Source organism: Streptomyces violaceoruber (genome assembly GCF_033406955.1).
In the GTDB taxonomy this organism is placed as follows: domain Bacteria; phylum Actinomycetota; class Actinomycetes; order Streptomycetales; family Streptomycetaceae; genus Streptomyces; species Streptomyces violaceoruber.
In genome coordinates this window covers 4,519,022-4,542,593 of sequence record NZ_CP137734.1, presented here as the reverse complement: position 1 = coordinate 4,542,593, position 23,572 = coordinate 4,519,022, and the positions used below count along the sequence as shown (strand labels likewise).

Genomic DNA, 23,572 nt, shown 5'->3' with positions numbered 1-23,572 from the left:
CTGGTCCGGCCAGCGTATCCGCCGCCCCGACGCCGGCGGCCGGGGCCCCGTGCGGGGTCCCGGCCGCCGTGGTGCGTGCGCCGTGCCTACAGGAACGAGTTGATCTCGATCGTCTCGTCCCGGCCCGGGCCGACGCCGATCGCGGAGATCGGGGCGCCGGACATCTCCTCCAGCGCCCTGACGTACGCCTGGGCGTTCTTCGGCAGGTCGGAGAAGGACTTCGCCTTGGTGATGTCCTCGCTCCAGCCGGGCAGCGTCTCGTAGACCGGCTTCGCGTGGTGGAAGTCGGACTGCGAGTACGGCAGCTCCTCGACGCGCTTGCCGTCGATCTCGTAGGCCACGCAGACCGGGATCTGCTCCCAGCCGGTGAGGACGTCGAGCTTGGTGAGGAAGAAGTCGGTGAGGCCGTTGACGCGGGTGGCGTAGCGGGCGATCACCGCGTCGAACCAGCCGCAGCGCCGGTCGCGGCCGGTGGTGACGCCGCGCTCGCCGCCGATGCGGCGCAGGGCCTCGCCGTCCTCGTCGAACAGCTCGGTCGGGAACGGTCCGGCGCCGACGCGGGTCGTGTACGCCTTGAGGATGCCGATGACCCGGCTGATCTTCGTCGGGCCCACGCCGGCGCCGGTGCAGGCGCCGCCCGCGGTCGGGTTCGACGAGGTGACGAAGGGGTACGTGCCGTGGTCGATGTCCAGGAGGGTGCCCTGGCCGCCCTCGAAGAGGACCACCTTGTCGTCGTCGAGGGCCTGGTTGAGGACCAGGACGGTGTCGGCGACGTACGGGGCGAGCTTGTCGGCGTAGCCCAGCAGCTCCTCGACGACCTGGCCGGTGGCGATGGCGCGGCGGTTGTAGAGCTTGGTGAGCATCTGGTTCTTGACGTCGAGCGCCGCCTCGACCTTCTGGGTGAGGATCGACTCGTCGTAGAGGTCCTGCACCCGGATGCCCACGCGGTTGATCTTGTCGGCGTAGGTCGGGCCGATGCCGCGCCCGGTGGTGCCGATCTTGCGCTTGCCGAGGAAGCGTTCCGTCACCTTGTCGACGGTGACGTTGTACGGCGTGATGATGTGAGCGTTGCCGCTGATCAGGAGCTTGGACGTGTCGACGCCGCGCTCGTTCAGCCCGCTCAGCTCGGAGAACAGGACCGACGGGTCGACGACGACGCCGTTTCCGATGACCGGCGTGCAGCCGGGGGAGAGAATCCCGGAAGGGAGCAGGTGCAGGGCGTACTTCTGGTCGCCCACGACTACCGTGTGGCCGGCGTTGTTGCCGCCCTGGTAGCGCACCACATAGTCGACGGAGCCACCGAGCAGGTCCGTCGCCTTTCCCTTGCCTTCGTCACCCCACTGAGCACCGAGCAGCACAAGTGCGGGCACGCGCGTACACCCCTTCCGGGCGGGGCATGTCCATGGTCGAGGGCGTATGCGACGGGTTTCCGCCACGTACACCGCGACCGTCGTTGGCCGCCAACCGTCGGACCGGGTGCCCCGGAATAGACGAAGCCCCTGGCGCAACAGCGCAAGGGGCTCTTGCACAAAGATGCTACCCGAGGAAGCGAGGCATGGCCGAGGTGGCGACTTCCGCGAGCTCTTCCGCGAACTCTTCCGCGAGGTCCGTTTCGCTTCTGGTGGTCGTCGATCCGGTCGCCCGACGGATGGACGGGGAGTCCGTCCGGATCGCGAAAGACGTGCTCAGCGCGGGCGCGTCGCACACGAAGGTGTGTCTGCCGGACGACCCGGAGGAGTTCGCGCGGGCACTCGGGCGGCGCGGTTCGCGGCGCCCGGTGGTGATCGGCGACGACAGTGCGCTGCTGCGGGCCGTGGCCCTGCTGCACCGGCGGCGGGAGCTGGCGGGCTGCGCGCTGTCCGTGGTTCCGGTGGGGTCGGCGCTCGGCCTCGCCCGGTCCCTGGGGCTGCCGACGGGGGCGGTGGCGGCGGCGCGGGCCGTGCTCGACGGCGCGGAGCGACGCCTGGACCTGCTCGTCGACGACAGCGACGGGGTGGTGCTGGGGACGGTGGGGATTCCGCCCGTTCCCGCGCCGGTACCGGTGCGGGCGGAGGCGGGCTCCGGTCCGCAGGGGGCGGCGTCGGTCCGTCCCTGGCTGCGGACCTGCCAGTCGCTCGTACGGACGCTGGCCTCCTCGCGTACGGCCCGGACCGCCGTGGCGCCGGGGACGCCCGGTCCGGCCCGGCTGCGGGTGGAGGTCGACGGGGTGACGCTGGTGGACCTGGACCAGCCGGTCGAGGGGGTGTCGGTGACGCCGGGCGCGGCGGGGGTGGCCGTGGTGGAGGTGCGGCCCCTGTCGGTGGGCGCGCAGGCGTCGCCGCTGACGGCGAGCGGACGGACGGTGACCGTGTCGGGGGCGCACTTCCGCTACCGGGCCGACGCGGTGGTGTCCGGGCCGGTCGGGACCCGGACGTGGGTGGCGCGCGAGGGGGCGTGGGGGCTGACGCTGCCGGCGGAATGACGGTGCGCCGGGCAAAACGGCGTGCACGGAGCCGGAGCCGGTGCCTAAGCTCCCGGTCGGATGATCAGGGGGCATGCGTGAGCCAGTACTTCGACGTGGGCGACGAGACGCTGTGGAATCCGTCCAACGGGGCGGCGCGGCTGTTCCTGCGGCAGGTGGCCGTGTACGAGGCCGAGCTGGGCGTCCCGTCCGGCGTCGGCGAGATGGTCAACGACGAGTGCCAGATCGATCCCGGCGCCTACGGCAGGTTCGTGAACACCCTGGTGGCATGGCACCACGGCACCCACCACCGGATCATCCACACCCTCTCCCGCGGCTTCGTCGCCACCGCGCTGGCCCTCGCGAACCGGGCGGGGGCCGAGGTGCGCTTCCCGGAGGCCGGTGCGGACGGCGGACTGGAGGGGCGCGCCGACGTGCAGGTACCGGTGCCCGCACGCCCGCGTCCGGAGTGGGAGGAGCACCTGCGCGAGCAGGCCGAGGCCGTCGAACGCGCCATGCCCCGCTGAGCCGCCTCCGCGTCAGCCGGTGCCGAAGGTCTTCTCCCGGTGCACCCGCCAGCGTTCCATCATCGCCGCGATCTCCTCGTCGACGAACTCGAAGAAGGCGAGGGTCTCGGCCATGCGCCGGCCCGCCGGGGTGTCGGCGCCGAGGCTGGTGACTCCGTCGCGCAGCGCGTTCTCCCAGCGTTTGAGGATGGCCTCGCGGTTGGTGAGCGCCTCGTACCACTGGTTGCTGTGCACCCGGTAGCGCTCCCGGCGCGAGCCGGGTTCGCGCTCGCGCGAGACCATGTGCTGCTGCGAGAGGTAGCGCACGGCGCCGGAGACGGCGGCGGGGCTGACCCGCAGGCCCTCGCCGAGTTCCGCGGAGGTCAGCGAGCCCGAGTCGGAGGCCAGCAGGGCGGCGAAGACCCGGGCGGGCATGCGCTGCATCCCGGCCTCGACGAGCTGGGCCGCGAAGCCCTCCACGAACTTCGACACCGCCTCGGGGTCGCGCCCCGGCCCCGCCGCTCCCGCTGCTTCCTTCGTCATCCGTCGATCATCTCTCACCCTGCGTCGCTCATCATCCTGACGGTTCCTTAACTTCACAAGTTTCTGAAAATAGCGTACTTTCCGAAACATGACGAAGGCAATCAGCGTCTCCGGACTCCACAAGTCGTTCGGACGCACGCATGCTCTGGACGGCCTCGACCTGGAGGTCGAGACCGGCGAGGTCCACGGATTCCTCGGACCCAACGGAGCCGGCAAGTCCACCACCATCCGGGTCCTGCTCGGCCTGCTGCGCGCCGACGCCGGCGCCGCGCAGGTGCTCGGGCGCGACCCGTGGGCGGACGCGGTCGAGGCGCACCGGCGGATCGCGTACGTCCCCGGTGACGTGACGCTGTGGCGCAACCTCTCCGGCGGCGAGGTCATCGACCTCTACGGCAGGCTGCGCGGCGGACTCGACACCCGGCGGCGCGCGGAGCTGGTCGAGCGGTTCGAACTCGACCCGACCAAGAAGGGCCGCACGTACTCCAAGGGCAACCGCCAGAAGGTGGCCCTGGTGGCCGCCTTCGCCTCGGACGTGGACCTGCTGATCCTCGACGAACCCACCTCCGGACTCGACCCGCTGATGGAGGAGGTCTTCCAGCGCTGCGTGGAGGAGGAGCGCGAGCGCGGCCGGACGGTGCTGCTCTCCTCCCACATCCTCAGCGAGGTCGAGGAGCTGTGCGACCGGGTCAGCATCATCCGCAAGGGACGGACCGTCGAGAGCGGCTCGCTCGCCGACCTGCGCCACCTGACCCGGACCAGCGTCACCGCCGAACTCGCGGGCGCCCCGAACGGTCTCACCCGCCTGCCCGGCGTGCACGGCCTCGACGTCCGGGGCCACCGGGTCCGGCTCCAGGTCGACACCGACAAGCTGGACGCCGTCCTCAGGTCGCTGAGCGAGACGGGCGTGCGGTCGCTGACGTCGACGCCGCCGACGCTGGAGGAGCTGTTCCTGCGGCACTACCAGGCCGGGGACGCGGAGACCGGTGCGGACGCCGGGGTCGGCGGGGAGGTGACGGCGCGATGACCGCCACCGCCGAAACCGCCGCCGGCGCCTTCGCGGCCCGGCCCGGGGGCTCGCGCCAACTGGCCGGCACCGGCACGCTGCTGCGCTTCGCCCTGCGCCGCGACCGCGTACTGATCCCCGTCTGGGTCGCGGTGAACGCGCTCATGGTGCTGTCCATGCCGGGCACCATCAAGGGCCTGTACGGCACCGCCGCCGAACGCGCCGACCTGATGCGGCAGATGGAGACCAACGCCTCGCTGCGCGCCCTGGTCGGCCCGCTCTTCGACGACAGCCTCGGCGCGCTCACCGCCTGGCGGGTCGGCCTGTACGCCGGTGCGCTCGCCGCCGTGATGAGCCTGCTGATCGTCGTACGGCACACCCGGGACGAGGAGGAGAGCGGACGGCAGGAGGTCGTCGCCTCCGGAATGGTCGGCCGCCGGGCCCCGCTCACGGCGGCGCTGCTGGCGGCGGCGGTCGCCAACGCCGTACTGGCCCTTCTCGTCTTCGCCGGGCTGGCCGGGCAGGGGACGGCCGGTGCGCTGGCCCTCGGACTCGGGATCGCGGGCGTCGGGATGCTCTTCGCGACCATGGCGGCGATCGTCGCCCAGCTCACCGAGAGCGCGCGGCTGGCCCGGGGGCTGACGGCGGCGGTCCTGGGCGGGGCCTTCGTACTGCGTGCGGCGGGCGACTCGGCGACGGACGACGGCTCCTCGGTCCTGACCTGGGTGTCGCCGCTCGGCTGGCTGGAGAACGTGCGGTCCTTCGCGGACGAGCGATGGTGGGCGCTGCTGCTGATCGCGGGCGCGACGGTGACGCAGGGGGCCGTGGCCTACGGGCTGGCCGGACGCCGGGACCTCGGCATGAGCTTCCTGCCGACCCGGCCCGGACCGGCCGCCGGGCGCCTGCGTACGGCCGGTGCGCTGGCCTGGCGCCTTCAGCGGGGCAGCGTCCTCGGCTGGAGCATCGGCTTCTTCGCCGCCGGGGTCGTCTACGGCGGGATGACGGAGGGCGCGGCCGATCTGGTCGGCGACAACGAACAGGCCCGCGAGATCATCGAGCGGATGGGCGGGCAGGCCGGGCTGACCGACGCGTTCGTGTCGGCGATGGTCGGCATGCTCGGGCTGATCGCCGCGCTCTACGTGGTGGCGTCGGTGCTGCGGCTCGGCGGCGAGGAGACGTCCGGGCGCGCGGAACCGGTGCTGGCGGGCGCGGTGGGCCGGCTGCGGTGGGCCGCGGGCCACCTGGTGATCGCCTTCGGCGGCGCGGCGCTCATCATGCTGCTCGCCGGGCTCGGCTTCGCCGCCGGGTACGGGCAGGACTTCGGGGCGATCCTGGGCGCGTGCCTGGTGCAGCTGCCGGCGGTGTGGGTGATCGGCGGGGCGGCGGTGCTGCTGCACGGTCTGCTGCCCCGGGCGGCGGTGGCCGCGTGGGCCGTCGCGGGCGCGGTGCTGCTGCTCGGGTGGGTCGGACCGGCGCTGGACGTGCCGCAGACCGTCCTGGACGTGTCCCCGTTCGGACACCTGCCGAAGCTGCCGGGCGGGGAGATGAACTGGTCGCCGGTGCTGGTGCTGGTGCTGATCGCCGGGGCGCTGGTGGGGGCGGGGCTCGTCGGGCTGCGGCGGCGGGACCTGACGTGACGTCCGGCGGAAGGGGTGGCCCGGGCGGCGGAATCCGGACAGATCGCGGCGGACCGCGGCGACCCCTTGCGGGGAGGCGACGCAACGGAAATAGTTGAACGATAAACCACAGCGGAAGGGGAGCACCCCCATGAGCGTCGCGCTCGTACGCAACCCCGGCGAAGGCACCCACTACCCGTACTACGACAGCGTCCAGGAGCAGGTCGTCTCGCACACCGAGACCCAGGGAGTCGTCAGCGTCGCGCGGCTGACCATGCGCCGCGCGGACGCACCGCCCCTGCACGTGCACAGCCGCGAGGACGAGAGCTGGGTGGTGCTGTCCGGGCGGGTCCGCTTCTGGGTCGGTTCGGCCTCACTCGACGCGTGCGAGGTCCACGACGCCGGGCCCGGCTCCTACGTCTTCGGCCCCCGGTCGGTCCCCCACACCTTCCAGCCGCTCACCACCACGGCGGAGGTGCTGGTCATCAACAACCCGGGGGCGATCGAGGGGTACTTCCGCTCGGTCGGGCCCGCCGGGGCGCGGCACGACCTGGACCACGTGGACGGACTCGCCCGCTACGGCGTGGCCCTCCTGGACGAGCCGCCCCACGCGTAGGGCGTGGCCGCGCCCCCGCGGTGAAACCGGCGCGGGCGCGACGGCGTCCTCGTGGGCATGAAGCGAGACGCGGTGACGGGTGGCGGGTGCCTGGTGTCGGCGGCGGGCGTCGTGGGCGCCGTATGGCTGTGGGGGGCCTCGGACCGCACGCAGCGGCACCTCGGCAACGAGTTCGAGAACAACGGGCAGGACTTCGGCGCCGCCCTCACCGAGCTGCCGTTCGTCTTCCTTGCCGGGGCCGTCGTGCCCGCCGTGGTGTGGGGGCTCGGGGCCTGGCTGCTGCTGGGACGGCGCCGGCGCCCCGAGTCCTCCGGGTCCCCCGAGTCCTCCGAGTCCCCTGAGTCCCCTGAGTCCTCGGGGGTCTCAGAGTTCCACGCGTAGCTCCGTCAGGCCGCGCATCACGAAGTTCGGCCTGCGTTCCGGTTCCGCCGCCAGGCGCAGGCCCGGCGCCCGCTTCAGCAGGGACGTCATGGACGCCGCGAGTTCGATGCGGGCCAGCGGGGCGCCGATGCAGTAGTGGATGCCGGCGCTGAAGGAGATGTGCGGGTTGTCGCGGCGGGTGAGGTCGAGGCGTTCCGGGTCGGTGAAGACCGCCGGGTCGTGGTTGGCCGAGCCGAACAGCATCGCCACCTCCGCGCCGCGCGGGAGGGTCGTGCCGTCGATCTCGATCTCGTCCAGGACCCAGCGTTCGAAGAGCTGGAGCGGGGTGTCGTAGCGCATCAGCTCCTCCACGGCCGACGGGACGAGGGAGTGGTCGGCGCGCAGGGCGGCCAGCTGGTCGGGGTGGCGGAAGAGCGCCAGCCAGCCGTTGGTGGTGGCGTTCACCGTGGCCTCGTGACCGGCGTTCAGGAGCAGGACGCAGGTCGAGATCATCTCCTGCTCGGTGAGGCGGTCGTCCTCGTCGTGGGCCGCGATCAGACCGGAGATCAGGTCGTCGCCGGGCTCCTTGCGGCGGGCCGCGATCAGCGCGCGCAGGTAGTCCGAGAAGTCGAGCGAGGCCCGGACCGCCTTCGCCGCCGTCTCCTCGGACGGGTTCAGCTCGTACATCCCGCAGATCTCCGCCGACCAGGGGCGCAGCGGGGCCCGGTCGGACTCCGGGATGCCCAGCATCTCGGCGATCACGGCGACCGGCAGCGGCTCGGCCACGTCGGTGAGCAGATCGCCGCCGCCCGCCGCCACCAGCCGGCCCACCAGGTCGTCCGCCAGGCCGTGCACGTACGGCTTCAGCCGCTCCACGGTGCGCGGCGTGAACGCCTTCGACACCAGGCGCCGGATACGGGTGTGGTCCGGCGGCTCCAGGTCGAGCATGCCGTGGTCGTTGAGCGTGTGGAAGGGCTCCTGCTCCGGCGGGGGCGGCGTGCGGCCGAAGTCCTCGTGCGTGAAACGGTGCTGGTAGGTCCGGCCGAGGCGGCGGTCGCGCAGCAGCGCGGAGACGTCCGCGTGGTGCGGGACCAGCCACTGGTCGCTCGGCTCGTAGTAGAGCACGCGCCCCCGGGCCCGCAGCTCGGCGAAGGCGGGGTAGGGGTCGGCGACGAAGGCGGGGTCCCACGGGTCGAACGCGGGACCGGACACATGGGGACCATCGGTTGCAGCCGTCATGGACGGACGATAGATCGCCGGCCCGGCCGGTGCATACACTCCGCTGATGCATGCCAAATGGGTGGGGGCCGCCTTGGCGGCGGGACTGGCACTGTGGTTCGGGTGGGGACTGGCCGGGTCGGTGACGGTGGGATGCGCGCCGCATCCGAGGGGAGGCTGCGGTGTCCCGGAGGGCGGCGGCAAGTACTTCGCCGCGCTGATGATCGCGCCCGTCCCGCTCGTCGTCCCGTTCAAGGCCGGCTTCCACCGCAGGGACTGGCGTCCGGCTCTGGGCTACTCGGCCGGCGCGGTCGCGGGAGCCGTGGTCGCCCTGGCCATGGGGACCTCCCTCGGTCACTGGATCGTGGCGCTCGCTCTCGTGTCGTCCGCGGCGCTCGTCCCGTGGTGCGCGCGGTGGAACAATGACGCGGTGCGCGAATCGAGGCAGCGCGAGCGCGCACAGCGGCAGCGTGAGGAGCGGCTGGCACGGGCACGGGCCCGTAGGAGCGGGCGGCGACGCGAACGGCGCCGGCGCCGGAGGGAGCTGCGGCAGCAACAGCAACAGCAACCGGACAGCGGCCGGTGACCGGTGACCGGCCGCGGCATCGCCCCCGCGGTCAGCCCGGCGTCACCAGCCGCGCCTCGTAGGCGAAGACCGCCGCCTGGGTGCGGTCGCGCAGGCCCAGCTTCACCAGGATGCGGCTGACGTGGGTCTTGATCGTCGACTCGGCGACCACCAGGCGCTCGGCGATCTCCCCGTTGGACAGGCCCTGCGCGATCAGGACCAGCACCTCCGTCTCGCGATCGGTCAGGTCGCCGTAGGCCGCCTGCGCCGAGGGCATCAGCCGCGGGGTCTCGGAGAGCTTGGAGAACTCGGTGATCAGACGCTTGGTGATCGAGGGGGCGAGGAGGGCTTCCCCGGCCGCCACCACCCGGACACCGTCCGCGAGCTGGCGGGCCGAGGCGTCCTTGAGGAGGAAGCCGGAGGCGCCCGCGCGCAGTGCCTGGTACACGTACTCGTCGAGGTCGAAGGTGGTGAGGACCAGCACCTTGGACGTGCTGTCCGCCGCGACGATCTCCCGCGTCGCCTCGATGCCGTTCAGCTCGGGCATGCGGATGTCCATCAGGACGACGTCCGGGGACAGCTCGCGGACCTTCGCCACCGCTTCCCGGCCGTTGACCGCCTCGCCGGCGACCTCGATGTCCGGCATCGCGTTCAGCAGGACCGAGAAGCCCTCGCGCACCATCATCTGGTCGTCGGCGATCAGTACGCGGATCGTCATGCTTCACCTTCGGTCTGCACGGTGACCGGCAGGAAGACCGCCACCTCGTACCCGCCGTCGTCCGTCGGACCCGCCGTCATCTCGCCGTTCAGCATCGAGACGCGCTCCCGCATGCCGGTGATGCCGTGCCCGGCGCCGGGCGACGCCTTGACCAGGGTGTTCGGCGGGACGGCGGTGTTGACCACGCGCAGGCCCAGACCGCCCAGGACGTAGGAGACCTCGACGCGGGCCGTCGCGCCCGGCGCATGGCGCAGGCTGTTGCTCAGCGCCTCCTGCACGATCCGGTACGCCGACAGCTCCACCCCGGGCGGCAGCTCCCGCACCGCGCCGGTCACCGCCTTGTCCACGGCCAGGCCCGCCTCGCGGACGTTGGCGAGCAGGGCGTCCAGGTCGGCGAGTGTCGGCTGCGGGGCGTCCGGGGCCTCGTAGTCCTCGGCGCGGACGACGCCCAGGACGCGGCGCAGCTCGGTGAGGGCCGCCACCGCGTTCTCCCGGATGGTGGCGAAGGCCCGCTCCAGCTCCTCCGGCGGATTCTCCACCCGGTAGGGCGCGGCCTCCGCCTGGATGGCGACCACCGACATGTGGTGGGCGACCACGTCGTGCAGCTCACGGGCGATGGTGGTGCGCTCCTCGAGCAGGGTGCGGCGGGAGCGTTCGTGCGCCGTGACCGTCTGCTGGGCGGTCACCTCCCTGCGGGCGGTCTGCCGTATGTGCCAGAGACAGACCACGAGCAGGGCGAACGCGGACGTCACCATCATGGGACCGCTGTTCGTGTAGTAGTACGACCCGCCGAAGAAGGCGTCCGCGACGAAGCCGTACACGCAGGTCAGGACCCACATCCAGACAGCGGTGCGGGGCCGGGTGCGCAGCGCCACGACGATCAGCACCGCGAGGTGGCAGAGGAACGCGCCCGGCATCCAGGGCCAGTCCCACCCGGCGCCGTTGATGAGCGCGACCAGCGGGGTCACGGCGAGGGACAGCCAGAACGCGCCGATCGGCCGCACCAGCGTGGCGAGCACCGGGACGGCGCACAGGAGGCCGCTCAGCAGGGCCGGCACGTCGCCGCCGGGCAGGTCGCCCGAGACCGCGCCGACGACGAAGGTGAGGAACGCGATCGCCCCGACCACCGCGTGCGGGAGGTACTGCGCGTCCGGGCGCAGCCGGCCGGGCAGCCGGCGGACGAACGCGCCGTCCGTGTGGCGGGGCGGCAGGACTCGGTAGGCGAAGGGGTCGTGGAACAGGTCCTGGCGCAGTCCTCGCAGGGAGGTCCGCACCAGCCGGTACTCCTGGCTGCGGGTCCCGCCCTCGTGCTGCTGGTGCGTCGTCTCGGTCACGCTCACACGGTAGGCCGACCGGGAGTGGCCGGTCGTCCCCGTGCAGACGGGTTCTCCGGCGTCCGTCTCAAGTACTACGGGGGCCACCGCGCGTCGCTCCTCAGTAGCCCGCGGGGCGCACCAGGCCCGACTCGTACGCGAACACCGCCGCCTGTGTGCGGTCCCTGAGGCCCAGCTTGACCAGGATCCTGCCGACGTGGGTCTTCACCGTCTGCTCGGCGACCACCAGGCGCTGGGCGATCTCCGCGTTCGACAGGCCCTGCGCGATCAGGGCGAGCACCTCCGTCTCCCGCTCGGTCAGCTCGCCGACGCGGGCCTTCAGCGGGGCGCGCGGGCGGTCGTCCAGCCGGGAGAACTCCGCGATCAGCCGCCGCGTGATCCCCGGTGCGAGCAGGGCGTCACCGGCGGCCACCACCCTGACGGCCTCGGCGAGCTGGTCGGCGGAGGCGTCCTTCAGCAGGAACCCGGAGGCCCCCGCCCGCAGTGCCTCGTACACGTACTCGTCGAGGTCGAAGGTGGTCAGCACCAGCACCCGGATCTCCGGGGTGGCCGTGGTGATCCGCCGGGTGGCCTCGATGCCGCCCAGCTCGGGCATCCGGATGTCCATCAGGACGACCTCCGGGGCCAGCTCGGCGACCTTGGCCACGGCGTCCAGGCCGTCCACCGCCTGCCCGATCACCTCGATGTCGGGCTGGGTGTTGAGCAGCACGGTGAAACCCTGCCGGACCATCTGCTGGTCGTCGGCGATCAGCACGCGGATCACGCGGCCGTCGCTGCTGGTCGTCATCGGGTGTCGTCCTCGGTGGAAGGGTCAGGGGAAGGTGCGGTGGACAGGCCGGGGCCGTCGGCCGGCAGGAACGCCGCCACCTGGTAGCCGCCGTCCGGCATCGGGTGGGCCGTCAGCGTGCCGTCGAGCATCGCCACCCGCTCCCGCATGCCGAGCAGGCCGTGCCCGGCCCCCTGCGAGGGCGCCGGGGCGCGCTGCGGGCGGGTGTTGGTGACCTCCACGCGCAGCCCGGTCGGAAGGTGGACGAGGCGGACCCGGGCACTCGCGCCCGGCGCGTGCCGCAGCACGTTGCTGAGCGCCTCCTGCACGATCCGGTACGCCGACAGCTCCACGCCGGGCGGCAGCGGTCGGCGTGTCCCGCCCGTATCGGTGGTCACGGACAGCCCGGCGGCCCGGGTGTTCTCCACCAGCGCGTCGAGCCGGTCGAGCGTCGGCTGCGGGGCGTGCGGCGTGGCTCCGTCGCCCGCCGCGGGGGCCACCGGCAGGTCCGGGTGCTCGGAGCGCAGCACGCCCAGCACCCGGCGCAGCTCGGTGAGCGCCTCCAGGGCGTTCTGCCGGATGCCGGCGAGGTTCTCCTTGAGTTCGTCCGACGGGTTCTCCACGAGGAGGGGCGCGACCTGGGCCTGGATGGAGATCACCGACATGTGGTGGGCGACCACGTCGTGCAGCTCGCGCGCGATGCGGCCGCGCTCCTCCAGCAGGGTGCGCCGGGCCCGCTCCTCGGCGGTGAGCGTGGTCTGCTCGGCCAGCTGGTTGCGTGCTTCACGGCGGCCTCGCAGGGCGATGCCGAGGACGACGACGACCGTGAACAGGATGGCGGCGAGCTGGCCGGTCGGCAGGTAGTTCGGCGCGCCCATCACGCCCTGCACCAGGTAGGTGGTGAGCGCGGTCAGGGCCAGCGCCTCCAGGGACACGCGCGTACGCACCCGCAGGGCGAGCAGCAGCATCACGAACAGGTGCCCGATGAGCCCGGCGGCCGTCCACGGCCAGGTGAACTCGTAGCCGCCCGGGACCATCTCGGCCCGCACGGCGAAGGCCCCGACCAGCATGCCCGCCATCGACAGCCACCACGCCGCGACCGGTCGCCACAGCGCGAGCGCCATCGCGCCCGCCTGGACGATGGCGATGAGGAAGGCGAACCCCGGTTCGATCCCGCCGTTGTCCCCGAGTTGGGCGGCGTCCCCGAGCAGCACGCCGAATGTGGCGAGGAGGACGACGCCGTGCGGGACCCAGCGCAGCCACACCGACGGCGGCAGTGGATCGGCCCGCCACGTCCACAGGTCGTCGTGGAGCACGCGCAGCATGCGCTCGGCCCGGGTCCGGGACCGGGCCCACTGCCGCTTCCCCCATCGCGTCACGGGCTCCACCCTAGACATGGCGTGCACCTGCCGTGGTCGCCGGGCGCCGCGGGCGGTGCGCGCGCACGACCCGGGTACGGCGCCGTCCTGGGCCGTGCTGTTCGCAGGAGCGGAAGGTGGCCCAGCAGCCGGCCAGGACCAGCGCGAACACCGGGAGCCAGGCGATCCGGGCCGCGACCCAGTCCAGGCCGTCGGGACGCGTGTGCAGGCCGGGCAGACGGCCCGCCAGGAGCCCGGTGGCCGTGGTCGCCATCAGGGCCGTCTGGTGCCAGAGGAAGATCGTCATCGCGGAGAGGTTGGCCAGCGCGATCGCCGCCCAGGCCACGGGACGCCGCATCGCACGGCGCAGCCGCTCGCGCAGCAGCAAGGCGAGCCCGCACTGGGCCAGGCCGAAGGTGACGGCGGCCAGGGTCGGCGGGTCGAGGTTCGACACGGACGCGCCGGGGACGCCGACCATCGACGCCGGGTAGCCCGCCCAGGCGACGAGCGCCGCGGTCGCCGCCGTGCCGCCGGTCAGCAGGATCCAGCCCGATCGGCGGCGGTCCAGCTCACCGCGGGACCAGGCGGCGCCCAGGGTGTAGGGGACCAGCCAGCCGGCGGCGAGGTTGACCCAGCCGAGCCAGGACGGGGCGCCGAGACCGAAGCGCAGCAGGTCGATGTGGAGGACGACGACCAGCGGCCACAGCGGATGCAGCCGGGTCACCAGCGGCGTCGCCGCGGTCAGCGCGGCGAAGACCAGCAGGAACCACATCGGGGACAGCGCCAGCTTCACCAGCGTGTGCACGGTCACGAAGTCCGCGCCCGTGCACAGGAGCAGCGCCGCCGTCACCGTCCACAGGGCGAGGACCGCCAGGACCGGCCGGAAGAGCCGGGACAGCCGGGCGGTCAGCCAGCGGCCGTAGGACTCGCCCCGGGCCCGGGCCGACGCGTATCCGCGGGTGGCGACATGGCCGCCGACCAGGAAGAACACGGCGAGGGTCTGGAAGGCCCAGGAGACCGGCGCCAGCCAGGGCATCTCCCCCAGCGGGCTGGCCGCGTGCAGGCTGGTGCCGTCGGCGACCAGGGCCGTCACCAGCCAGTGCCCCAGGACCACACCGAGGATGGCGAAGGCGCGCAGGGCGTCCACGGCCCGGTCCCGGCCCGCCGGGGTGGCCGCGTCGACACGGGCGGCGGCCCCGCGCAGGGCGCCGCGCGCGAGCGACGGTGTGCCGGTCGGGGTCGCAGTCGGGGTCGAGGCCGCAGTCGGGGCCGGGGCCGGGGCCGGGGCCGGGTCAAGGTCAGGCATGGGTCACCTCCGTGGTCTCGCCCAGGGCGATCCGGGCCAGGTTCGTCAGGGAGCGGGAGCCGGGGTCGAAGTAGTCGCTGTGGCCGCCGTCCCCGGCGTCGAAGACCCGGGCGCCGAAGGCCGGGGAGACCGGGTCCGTGCCGAAGCCGACGGTGGTGCCGAAGAGGTCGGCGCTGACGTGCGGAACGTGCTCCACCCAGTCCTCGGCGCCCCGCCCCGCCCAGATCCGGGCCTCGGAGTGCAGACCGGCGGCGGTGTCGGCGCCGGTGCCGGGGCTGCCGACCAGGGCGATGTCGGCCACCTCCAGGCCGTCGGCGGCGCGGGCGCAGACCACCGAGCCGTAGGAGTGGCACAGGAGGGCGAGGCGGGTGCCGGGGCCGGTGATCCGGCGCAGGTCGCCGACCAGGGCGCGCAGCTCGGGGGCGGCCCGGTCGGCGCGGTCGGTGGTGGCGACGGTGGTGCTGACGGTGCCCGGCGTCTCGTAGCCAAGCCAGGCCACGACGGCGGTGCGGGTCCCCGCGGGAGCCTCGGCGACGAGCTGCCGGTGCAGGGCCAGGGCGGTGGCGCGGAAGCGGCCGTAGGTGTCGAGGCCGGTGTCGGAGCCGGGGACCAGGACGGCGACGCGGTCGGCCCGCGCCAGGTCGCCGAAGACCTCGGTGGCCAGTCCGGCGCCCCGGCCGTCGAAGGCGAGGAGGCGGCGGGACCGGTCGGCCATCGCGCGGTCCGCCGCCGCGCGGTGGCGGTCGCCGTGGTCGGCGGCCATCCGGGAGGCCTCGGCCGCGTTGGCCCGGTTGGCGGCGTACGCCTTCTCCAGCGTCGCGGCCGTCGGGGCCGCGAGCGCGGCGGGCGGCGGGGCGGGGATCTCGGGCCGCGCGGCCCCGGAGAGGGGAAGCGCCACGGCACCGGCGATGAGGGCGGCACAACCGGCGCGGCGCCATCCACTCACCCGCCGCCGCCAACGTACCGTCGTCCCGGGCCCCATGGCCGCCCCCCTCCAGTACGCCCGCCCACCGGGCGCGTCTGGAAGGGAAGTTATGGACCGGGCCGGGTAACCCGCGTCCCGCCAGGGAACTCACCTGCGGGGTAGCTCTCAGGTACTACGGGTACGACGACACCCGCGGCCCGCTCACCAGGCCAACTGCGCGATCTCCTCCGCAACCACCGCACACGCGTCCGCCGCCGGGTCGATCAGCGGGTAGTGGCCGACGTCCTCCAGCAAGGTCACCCCCACCACCTCCCCGGCCTTGGCCGCCGCGTCCGCGTACGCCTCGGCGACCGCCTGCGGGACGTCCACGTCGGCGCGGCCCTGCACGAGGGTCGTCGCGATCCCCGTGGGCAGCAGCAGGGCGGGGTCCGCGTACGGGCGGCGCCCGGCGAACAGCTCGCCGTCGCCCAGCAGTTGCCGCGCCGCGCCACCGCACACGCCGAGCCGGTCGGCGACCTCGAAGTCGGCGATCGGCGCGAGCGCGACCACGCCGCGCAGGGGCGCCGGGCGGTCGGTCAGCCACGGGGCGTCCGCGGGCAGCAGGTGCCGGGCGGCCGCCCACAGGGCGAGGTGGCCGCCGGCGGAGTGGCCGGTGAGCACCACGCGCCGCGCGTCCGCCCGCGGCAGGTGCTGCCGGACCAGCTCGGGGAGGGCGTCCAGTGCGGCGGCCACGTCGTCGAACGTGTCGGGCCAGCGTCCCGCGACGGGATCACCACCCGCCCCCTCCGCATCGGGCCCCTCCGCACCGCGCCGGTACTCCACACTGGCCACGGCGAAGCCCCGGCGGGCCAGGAAGCCGGCGAACGGGCTGATGTGCCGCCGGTCGTACGGGGCCCGCCACGAGCCCCCGTGCAGGACCACCACGACGGGAGCGGCCTCGTCCGGGCCCGCCCCGCCGCGCGGCAGGTAGAAGTCGATCACCTGGTCGGGGTGGTCGCCGTAACCGGCGGTGCTGTCGGGTTCGACCGCCGGGTGGGAGAGGGCCGATTTCTCCTCCGCCGCGTCCCTCGCGGCAGCGGTGCCCGGTTCTGCGGCGGCGTCCGGCATGGTCAACCTCTCAGCGACGGAACGGTGTTGGCGGACCGGAGGAAGAAAAGAATCGGCCGTTGGCGGGACGTTATCAGGCCGGTGACGTGCGCGGACACGGGGATGTGACGCTGGGTGAGGGCCGGAACGACGCGTCCGGCCCCGCCCGGCGACGCGGGGCCGGGGCCGGCGCCCCGGCCCCGGCCCCGGCCGCGACTCAGCCGGCCAGTGTCCGGGCCAGCACCCGCGCCGCCCGCTCCACGTCCGCGAAGCCGACGTACAGCGGGGTGAAGCCGAAGCGCAGCACGTCGGGGGCGCGGTAGTCGCCGACCACCCCGCGCTCGATCAGCCGCTTCATCACCTCGCCCGCGTCGTCGCAGCGCAGCGCGACCTGGCTGCCGCGCTCGGCGTGCGCCGCCGGGGTCACGGACTCCACGCGGCCGTCCGGGACGTACGCCCCGACACAGCGCAGGAAGAAGTCCGTCAGCGCCAGCGACTTGGCCCGCACCGCCGCCACCGAGACCGCGTCCTCGTCCCACACGTCCAGCGCCGCGTCCAGGGCGAGCAGGGAGAGGATGTCCGGCGTGCCGACCCGCCCGCGCACCGCTCCGGAGGCCGGGGCGTAGGCGGGCCGCATGCCGAACGGCTCGGCGTGCGAGTTCCAGCCCGGCAGCGGGGAGTCGAAGCGGGGCTGGAGGTCACGGCGCACGTACAGGTACGCGGGCGAGCCGGGGCCGCCGTTGAGGTACTTGTAGGTGCAGCCGACCGCCAGGTCGACGCCGTGCTCGTCGAGCCCGACCGGCAGCGCGCCCGCGCTGTGGCACAGGTCCCAGACCGCGTACGCCCCCGCCGCGTGCACCGCGGCCGTGAGTCCGGGCAGGTCGTGCAGCCGGCCCGAGCGGTAGTCGACGTGGTTGAGCAGCACCGCGGCGGTGCGGTCGCCCAGGGCGCCGGGGACCTCGGCCGGGGCCACGGGCCGCAGGGCACAGCCCGTCATCCGGGCCGCCGACTCGGCGATGTACCCGTCCGTGGGGAAGGTGGTGGCGTCGATCAGGATCTCGTCCCGGACCGGACCGGTCCGCGCACCGCCACGACCGTCCTCCTGCGCCATGCGCACCGCGGCGACCAGCGTCTTGAAGACGTTGACGCTGGTCGAGTCGCCGACCACGACCTGTCCGGCGGCCGCGCCGACCAGCGGGGCGATCCGGTCGCCGATCCGCTCGGGCGCGGTCCACCAGCCGCTCTCCTCCCAGGACCGGATGCGCAGCTCGCCCCACTGCCGTCGTACGACGTCCGCCACGCGCGCGGGGACGTGCGCGGGCAGGGCGCCCAGCGAGTTGCCGTCGAGGTAGGTCACGTCGTCGAGGACGAAACGCTCGCGCACCGCCGCCAGCCCGTCGGCGGCGTCCAGCTGCTCCGCCTCGCCCGCGAGGCTCGTCGGCTCAGACATACGACCGCGCCGTCCACAGCTCGGGGAACACGTTGTTGCGGGCCCGCTTCTCCAGCCAGGCCACCCCGGCGGAGCCGCCCGTGCCGGTCTTGGAGCCCATCGCGCGGCGGGTGGCGACCAGGTGGTCGTTGCGCCAGCGCCACACCAGCTCGGCGACGTCGGTGAGGGCCTCGCCGAGGCGGGCCAGCTCGCCGTTCTGGTCGCCGGAGTAGACGGCCGTCCAGGCGGCCTCCACCTCGGGCGCGGCCTCGTACTTCTGTGTGACGTCGCGCTGGAGCACGGCGTCCGGGATGTCGTACCCGCGCCGGGCGAGCAGCCGGACCACCTCGTCGTACAGGCTCGGCTCGTGCAGCGCCTTCTCCAGTTCCGCGTGGACGCGCGGGGCGCCGCGGTGCGGGACGAGCATGGACGCGGACTTGTCGCCGAGCAGGAACTCCAGGCGGCGGTACATCGCCGACTGGAAGCCGGAGCCCTCGCCGAGGGCGGACCGGTAGGAGTTGAACTGGGCGGGCGTGAGGCCCGCGAGCGGCGTCCAGGAGGCGTTCAGCGCCTCCAGCTCCCGCACCGAACGCTTGAGCGCGTCGGTCGCCACCGGGATCCGGTCCTCGCGCAGGGCGCGGGCGGCGGTCTCCCATTCGTGGACGATGACGGTGAACCACAGCTCCATGACCTGGGTCGTGACCAGGAAGACCATCTCTCCGGGATCGTCCGAGAGGGTGTGCTGGAGGTGGGTGAGCACGTCCGCCTTGACGTAGTCCTCGTACGGCGTGCTGCCCTCGAAGTCGAGATTCGGGGCGTCGTGGGACATCGCTGTCTCCTGATGTGCACGGGTAGCGGTCCGCCCTGCCGTTACCGGCACGGGGCCCCGGTCCCCAACGGCATCCTCCGCAATCGTCGCAGGAAACCGCAAGGCCCGCCCGCGCACGGCGGACGGGCCCGGGGTGTGCCTGGTTCAGCCCAGCACCTCGGCGGCCTCCGGCGAGGAGTCCTTCAGGAACTGGCTGCAGCGCTCGTACTCCTCCTTCTCGCCGATCGCCTGGGCGGCGCGGGCGAGGGCGTGCAGGGCGCGCAGGAAGCCGCGGTTCGGCTCGTGCTCCCAGGGCACCGGGCCGTGTCCCTTCCAGCCGCTGCGGCGCAGGGAGTCGAGGCCGCGGTGGTAGCCCGTACGGGCGTACGCGTACGACTCCACGACGCTGCCCCGCTCGAACGCCTCGTCGGCCAGGCGGGCCCAGGCGAGCGAGGACGTCGGGTACTTCGCGGCGACGTCGGCGGGGGAGGTGCCGCCCGCCAGCAGCTCGCGCGGCCCCGGGTCGTCGGGGAGGTGGGTCGGGGGCGGTCCCCCGAGGAGGTTCTCGTGAATGGCCATGGGACAAGTCTGCGGCATCGCCGGGGGCGGCCGGACGGGGCTGTCGGTGGGAGGGGGTGCGTTGTCGGCCGCGGGTGCGCTGTGGCTGGGCGCGCAGTTCCCCGCGACCGGCCGCGGGTGCGTCGTGGCTGGGCGCGCAGTTCCCCGCGACCGGTCGCGGGGACGGCCGCGGGTGCGTCGTGGCTGGGCGCGCAGTTCCCCGCGCCCCTTGAGGGCGTGACCCGGGCGTCGGACCGAAGCGGGACCCCGCGGCCCGTGCCGTGCGCGGTTCCCCGCGCCCCTTGAGGGCGGGGGCGGCTAGGGAGTGCGCTCCCCCTCCAGCGGGGGTGTCAGGACCGAGCCGTGGGTGCGGCACTCGGGGCGGGGGCAGTCGGGGGCCGGGCGGCGCACCGTGGTGAAGGCGATGAGGGAGCCCGCTACCAGGACACCCGCGCAGATCAGCATGGCCGGGCGGAACGCGTCGTCGAACGCGTCGGCCGACCGGTAGGCCTCCTCCCCCATGCCGGTGAGCAGGGGCAGCGCGGCCACCGCGACGAGCCCCGCCGCACGGGCCGCCGCGTTGTTGATGCCGCTGGCCAGACCGGCGCGCGCGGTGTCCACGGCGGCCAGCACGCTCGCCGTCAGCGGGGCGACCAGCGTGACCATGCCGAGGCCGAGCACCAGCAGGGCGGGCAGCACGTCGGCGAGGTACGAGGCGCCGGGGCCGACCCGCAGCATCAGCACCATCCCGGCGGCGCAGAGCAGCGGGCCTACGGTGAGCTGGAGGCGCGGGCCGAGGCGCTCGGCGAGTTCGCCGGAGCGGGCCGAGAGCAGCAGCATCAGGACGGTGGTCGGCAGCAGGGCCGTACCGGCCGCCAGCGCGGACCAGCCGACGACGACCTGGAGTTGCAGCGCGGCGAGGAAGAAGAAGCCGCCGAAGGCCGCGTACACGCACAGCGTGACCAGGTTGACCGCCGAGAACTGGCGGGAGGAGAAGACGTCCAGCGGCATCATCGGGTCCTTGCCGCGCCGCTCGACGAGGACGAAGGCCACGGCGGCCACCGCCCCGGCCACCGCGCTGAGCGCCACCGCCCAGGACGCCGTACGGGCCTCGATCAGCGCGTAGGTGAGCAGCGCGAGGGCCGCCGCGCACAGGGCGGCGCCGAGGACGTCGAAGCGGGTGTGGGCGCGCTCGTCCGAGGACTCGGGGACGTGCCGCAGTGCGATCGGGGCGCACAGCAGCGCCAGCGGGACGTTGAGGAGGAAGACCCAGCGCCAGCCGGCCCCGTCCACCAGCCAGCCCCCGAGGAACGGCCCGACCGCCGCGCCGACGCCCCCGAACCCCGACCACAGACCCACCGCACGGCCCCGGTCGTCGGCGTGGAAGGAGGCCTGGATCAGGGCGAGGGAGCCGGGGGTGAGCAGCGCCCCGCCGACGCCCTGGAGGGCGCGGGCGGCGATCAGCACACCGGCGTTCGGCGCGAGCCCGCACAGCAGGGAGGCGGCGGCGAACCACAGCACGCCCAGGACGAAGATCCGGCGGCGGCCGAACCGGTCCCCGAGCGCCCCGCCGAGGAGGATCAGGCCGGCCAGCGTGACCATGTACGCGTTGACGGTCCACTGGAGGGCGGCCAGGTCCGCGCCGAGGTCGCGCCCGATGTGGGGCAGCGCGACGTTGACGACGGTCGAGTCCAGCAGCGCCATGCTGGAGCCGAGGACGGTGGTCAGCAGGATCCACTTGCCCTGCGGTGAGGACAGCCGGACGTCGGGCATGCCCCCAGGTATACAGCGAGCCCGGCGCGAAGGGCGCCGGGCTCGTGCGTACGGTCGTGTCGACCGGGTGTTACTTGATCTTCTGGCCCGCCGAGCGCAGGTGGCCGCAGGCCTCCACGACGCGCGCGGCCATGCCGGCCTCGGCCAGCTTGCCCCAGGTGCGCGGGTCGTACGTCTTCTTGTTGCCGACCTCGCCGTCGACCTTGAGGACGCCGTCGTAGTTGCGGAACATGTGGTCGACGACCGGACGCGTGAAGGCGTACTGGGTGTCCGTGTCGATGTTCATCTTGACCACGCCGTTCTCCAGGGCGGTCGCGATCTCCTCGGCGGTGGAGCCGGAGCCGCCGTGGAAGACGAAGTCGAACGGCTTGCTGCCGGCCGGCTGGCCGTACTTCGACGCGATGCCCTCGTTCAGCTCCTTGAGCAGCTCGGGGCGGAGCACGACGTTGCCCGGCTTGTAGACGCCGTGCACGTTGCCGAAGGACGCGGCGAGCAGGTAGCGGCCCTTCTCGCCCAGGCCCAGGGCCTCGACGGTGCGGACCGCGTCGTCGACCGTGGTGTACAGGGAGTCGTTGATCTCGTGGGAGACGCCGTCCTCCTCGCCGCCGGTCGGGGTGATCTCGACCTCGAGGATGATCTTGGCGGCGCGGGCGCGCGCCAGCAGCTCCTCGGCGATGGAGAGGTTGTCGGCCAGGGTCTCGGCCGAGCCGTCCCACATGTGCGACTGGAACAGCGGGTTGCGGCCGGCCTTGACGCGCTCCTCGGAGACGGCGATCAGCGGGCGTACGTACCCGTCGAGCTTGTCCTTGGGGCAGTGGTCCGTGTGCAGGGCGACGGTGACGTCGTACTTCTCGGCGACGATGTGCGCGAACTCGGCGAGGGCGACGGCGCCGGTCACCATGTCCTTGTTGTGCTGGCCGCCCAGGAACTCGGCGCCGCCGGTGGAGATCTGGACGATGCCGTCGCTCTCCGCCTCCGCGAAGCCGCGCAGGGCGGCGTGCAGCGTCTGGGAAGAGGTCACGTTGATGGCGGGGTAGGCGAACTTTCCTGCCTTCGCCCGGTCCAGCATCTCGTTGTAGACCTCGGGAGTTGCGATGGGCATCTGTCCGCTCCTTGTATGTGCGGGTGGGCGTGTTGTTGCTTATGGCCCTGACCTAGGACTGGGGGGCGACGTCATCGTCGGCCCCATCCTTCCAGACGGAACGGGAATCCCCGAGTGGACCCCGGCCCCGTCTCGGCCCCTGGTCCCCCAGGTTCCCCCGGTACCCCTGGTGTCAGTCCAGGCCCAGCTCGTCCTTGCCGTACGCGTACAGGTACGGCACCCCCGCGCCGTCCTGGATCTTCTCGCCGGCCCCGGTCGCCCGGTCGACGATCGTCGCCACGGCGACCACCTCGGCGCCGGCCTCGCGCACGGCCTCGACGGCGGTGAGCGGGGAGCCGCCGGTGGTGGAGGTGTCCTCGACGACCACGACGCGGCGGCCCTTGATCTCCGGGCCCTCGACGCGGCGCTGCAGCCCGTGCGCCTTGGCGGCCTTGCGGACGACGAACGCGTCCAGCCTGCGGCCGCGCGCGGCGGCGGCGTGCAGCATGCTCGCGGCGACCGGGTCGGCGCCCATGGTGAGCCCGCCCACCGCGTCGAACTCCAGGTCGGCGGTGAGGTCCAGCAGCACCTGGCCGACCAGCGGCGCGGCCTCGCCGTCGAGGGTGATGCGGCGCAGGTCGACGTAGTAGTCGGCCTCCAGCCCCGAGGAGAGGGTGACCTTGCCGTGCACCACGGCCTTGTCCTTGATCTGCTGCAGCAGCTCGCCGCGTACGTCCGTCATGTACGCCAGCTTAAGGGCGGCGCCAGGACCAGGTGGTCGTCGCCTCCAGCGGCTCCAGGGGTGTGACCAGGCGGGGGAGGGTGTTCAGGCCGTTGGGCGGGCCGGTCTGCGGCTCCACGCAGACGGCGGCCTCCTGCTCGTCGTACACCACGGCCCACTGCTCCCGGCTGGTCACCTTCAGCTCCAGCAGCCCCGGCCAGGTCAGCGTGACGTCGACGCCGTCGGGCATGCCGAAGCAGTCGTCCCAGGGGCCGGGCTTCGGCTCGACGCGGTTGCCGGTGGGGAGGTGGTCGTCGCCGCGCTCCTCCTGCCAGGCGGGGTCGAAGGCGATCTCCACACCGGTGCCGTCGAGGGTCCGGTTGAACCAGGGGTGCCAGCCGATCTGCGCCGGGAAGGACGACTCGTACGTCTCCACGGACATCGACAGCGTGAGCCGGTCCTCGGCGAGCGCGACCACCTGGGTGACGCGGCCGGGGTAGGGCCAGGGGTCGACGAGGTCGTACGTGATGACGGCCTCGTCGGCGGTGACCCGCGCGGTGCGCCAGGCGGCGTCGCGGGCGGTGCCGTGGATGGCGTGCGGCGGGGAGTTCAGCGGCATCTGGTGGACCACGGCGCCGTCGCTGAAGCGGCCGTCGCGGATGCGTCCGCACCAGGGGACCATCGGGAAGCAGCCGTAGCGCTCGCCCTGGCGGAGCAGCTCCGTGCCGCCGACGCGGAGTCCGCCGATCCGGCCGCCGTTGCCCGGCAGCACGGTCGCCTCCGCGTCGCCCGCGGTCAGCGTGATGGGTTCGTTACTCACGCCACGACCCTACTGGGGCGAT

The 23,572-nt window shown here is 73.5% G+C and carries 24 protein-coding genes; 7 read left to right on the top strand and 17 right to left on the bottom strand.

From position 1 onward, the window contains the following. Positions 1 to 86: 86 nt before the first annotated feature. Entirely contained in the window at positions 87 to 1,370 is a 1,284-nt protein-coding gene (locus tag R2E43_RS20440; protein ID WP_031043006.1) for an adenylosuccinate synthase, read from the bottom strand. Between the two features lie 185 nt (positions 1,371 to 1,555). Between R2E43_RS20440 and R2E43_RS20435 the strand changes: the two genes are divergently transcribed. Together R2E43_RS20435 and R2E43_RS20430 are read left to right on the top strand one after the other, a co-directional pair. Next, entirely contained in the window at positions 1,556 to 2,461 is a 906-nt protein-coding gene (locus R2E43_RS20435) for a diacylglycerol kinase family protein (RefSeq protein ID WP_332056432.1), read from the top strand. Between the two features lie 77 nt (positions 2,462 to 2,538). Next, complete coding sequence (locus tag R2E43_RS20430; protein WP_030867892.1) at positions 2,539 to 2,967, top strand: DUF6086 family protein; 429 nt, start codon at positions 2,539 to 2,541, stop codon at positions 2,965 to 2,967. 12 nt (positions 2,968 to 2,979) lie between these two features. Here R2E43_RS20430 and R2E43_RS20425 read toward each other — a convergent pair whose 3' ends face one another. Continuing rightward, a complete protein-coding gene (locus R2E43_RS20425) occupies positions 2,980 to 3,489 on the bottom strand; it encodes a GbsR/MarR family transcriptional regulator (RefSeq protein WP_030867895.1) in 510 nt (169 codons plus the stop codon). Between the two features lie 88 nt (positions 3,490 to 3,577). On the opposite strand from R2E43_RS20425, the gene R2E43_RS20420 reads away from it, so the two are divergent. The 4 genes from R2E43_RS20420 (at position 3,578) to R2E43_RS20405 (ending at position 7,105) form a co-directional block, all read left to right on the top strand. Then, positions 3,578 to 4,513, top strand: a complete 936-nt coding sequence (locus tag R2E43_RS20420; protein WP_011029129.1) for an ABC transporter ATP-binding protein — start codon at positions 3,578 to 3,580, stop codon at positions 4,511 to 4,513. Then, on the top strand, positions 4,510 to 6,129 hold the full coding sequence (locus tag R2E43_RS20415; protein WP_030867909.1) for an ABC transporter permease: 1,620 nt from the start codon (positions 4,510 to 4,512) through the stop codon (positions 6,127 to 6,129). The genes R2E43_RS20420 and R2E43_RS20415 overlap by 4 nt, the downstream gene beginning before the upstream one ends. Before the next feature lie 130 nt (positions 6,130 to 6,259). After that, positions 6,260 to 6,724: a cupin domain-containing protein gene (locus R2E43_RS20410; protein ID WP_003975304.1), complete on the top strand. Its 465-nt coding sequence runs from the start codon at positions 6,260 to 6,262 to the stop codon at positions 6,722 to 6,724. A 57-nt stretch (positions 6,725 to 6,781) separates the two neighbouring features. Further along, positions 6,782 to 7,105, top strand: coding sequence for a hypothetical protein (locus tag R2E43_RS20405; protein ID WP_093456441.1), 324 nt, complete (start codon positions 6,782 to 6,784; stop codon positions 7,103 to 7,105). Here R2E43_RS20405 and R2E43_RS20400 read toward each other — a convergent pair. Further along, positions 7,088 to 8,323 carry a cytochrome P450 gene (locus R2E43_RS20400; RefSeq protein ID WP_265695982.1) on the bottom strand — a complete coding sequence of 412 codons (1,236 nt, stop codon included), beginning with the start codon at positions 8,321 to 8,323 and terminating at the stop codon, positions 7,088 to 7,090. The two genes, R2E43_RS20405 and R2E43_RS20400, sit on opposite strands and share 18 nt — an antisense overlap. A 46-nt stretch (positions 8,324 to 8,369) precedes the next feature. Here R2E43_RS20400 and R2E43_RS20395 point away from each other — a divergent pair, with 46 nt between their 5' ends. Next, positions 8,370 to 8,888, top strand: a complete 519-nt coding sequence (locus R2E43_RS20395; RefSeq protein WP_240804584.1) for a hypothetical protein — start codon at positions 8,370 to 8,372, stop codon at positions 8,886 to 8,888. A 31-nt stretch (positions 8,889 to 8,919) separates the two neighbouring features. Here the strand turns inward: R2E43_RS20395 and R2E43_RS20390 are convergent, their stop codons facing one another. The 14 genes from R2E43_RS20390 to R2E43_RS20325 form a co-directional block, all read right to left on the bottom strand. Further along, on the bottom strand, positions 8,920 to 9,585 hold the full coding sequence (locus R2E43_RS20390; RefSeq protein WP_003975300.1) for a response regulator: 666 nt from the start codon (positions 9,583 to 9,585) through the stop codon (positions 8,920 to 8,922). Further along, positions 9,582 to 11,006: a sensor histidine kinase gene (locus R2E43_RS20385; protein ID WP_329431469.1), complete on the bottom strand. Its 1,425-nt coding sequence runs from the start codon at positions 11,004 to 11,006 to the stop codon at positions 9,582 to 9,584. Before R2E43_RS20385 ends, R2E43_RS20390 begins: the two co-directional genes overlap by 4 nt. Before the next feature lie 13 nt (positions 11,007 to 11,019). Further along, complete coding sequence (locus tag R2E43_RS20380) at positions 11,020 to 11,706, bottom strand: response regulator (protein ID WP_003975298.1); 687 nt, start codon at positions 11,704 to 11,706, stop codon at positions 11,020 to 11,022. Further along, a complete protein-coding gene (locus tag R2E43_RS20375; RefSeq protein WP_329431467.1) occupies positions 11,703 to 13,082 on the bottom strand; it encodes a sensor histidine kinase in 1,380 nt (459 codons plus the stop codon). Before R2E43_RS20375 ends, R2E43_RS20380 begins: the two co-directional genes overlap by 4 nt. Then, positions 13,075 to 14,349: an acyltransferase family protein gene (locus R2E43_RS20370; protein ID WP_193485176.1), complete on the bottom strand. Its 1,275-nt coding sequence runs from the start codon at positions 14,347 to 14,349 to the stop codon at positions 13,075 to 13,077. The genes R2E43_RS20375 and R2E43_RS20370 overlap by 8 nt, the downstream gene beginning before the upstream one ends. Further along, on the bottom strand, positions 14,342 to 15,331 hold the full coding sequence (locus tag R2E43_RS20365) for an alpha/beta hydrolase (protein ID WP_193485178.1): 990 nt from the start codon (positions 15,329 to 15,331) through the stop codon (positions 14,342 to 14,344). The genes R2E43_RS20370 and R2E43_RS20365 overlap by 8 nt, the downstream gene beginning before the upstream one ends. Positions 15,332 to 15,475: 144 nt before the next feature. Then, positions 15,476 to 16,381, bottom strand: a complete 906-nt coding sequence (locus tag R2E43_RS20360; RefSeq protein WP_193485180.1) for an alpha/beta hydrolase — start codon at positions 16,379 to 16,381, stop codon at positions 15,476 to 15,478. Positions 16,382 to 16,577: 196 nt separating this feature from the next. Beyond that, positions 16,578 to 17,810, bottom strand: a complete 1,233-nt coding sequence (gene kynU, locus R2E43_RS20355) for a kynureninase (RefSeq protein ID WP_332056431.1) — start codon at positions 17,808 to 17,810, stop codon at positions 16,578 to 16,580. After that, a complete protein-coding gene (locus R2E43_RS20350) occupies positions 17,803 to 18,618 on the bottom strand; it encodes a tryptophan 2,3-dioxygenase (RefSeq protein ID WP_003975292.1) in 816 nt (271 codons plus the stop codon). Before R2E43_RS20350 ends, kynU begins: the two co-directional genes overlap by 8 nt. A gap of 144 nt (positions 18,619 to 18,762) precedes the next feature. After that, entirely contained in the window at positions 18,763 to 19,176 is a 414-nt protein-coding gene (locus R2E43_RS20345) for a DUF3151 domain-containing protein (RefSeq protein ID WP_003975291.1), read from the bottom strand. Between the two features lie 297 nt (positions 19,177 to 19,473). Then, on the bottom strand, positions 19,474 to 20,928 hold the full coding sequence (locus tag R2E43_RS20340; protein ID WP_003975290.1) for an MFS transporter: 1,455 nt from the start codon (positions 20,926 to 20,928) through the stop codon (positions 19,474 to 19,476). Between the two features lie 70 nt (positions 20,929 to 20,998). Further along, positions 20,999 to 22,030: a class II fructose-bisphosphate aldolase gene (fbaA, locus tag R2E43_RS20335; RefSeq protein ID WP_003975289.1), complete on the bottom strand. Its 1,032-nt coding sequence runs from the start codon at positions 22,028 to 22,030 to the stop codon at positions 20,999 to 21,001. Between the two features lie 172 nt (positions 22,031 to 22,202). Next, positions 22,203 to 22,751, bottom strand: coding sequence for an orotate phosphoribosyltransferase (pyrE, locus tag R2E43_RS20330; RefSeq protein ID WP_003975288.1), 549 nt, complete (start codon positions 22,749 to 22,751; stop codon positions 22,203 to 22,205). 10 nt (positions 22,752 to 22,761) lie between these two features. Next, positions 22,762 to 23,550 (bottom strand): aldose epimerase family protein, encoded by a 789-nt coding sequence (locus R2E43_RS20325; protein WP_011029144.1) that lies wholly within the window; start codon positions 23,548 to 23,550, stop codon positions 22,762 to 22,764. Positions 23,551 to 23,572 lie beyond the last annotated feature (22 nt).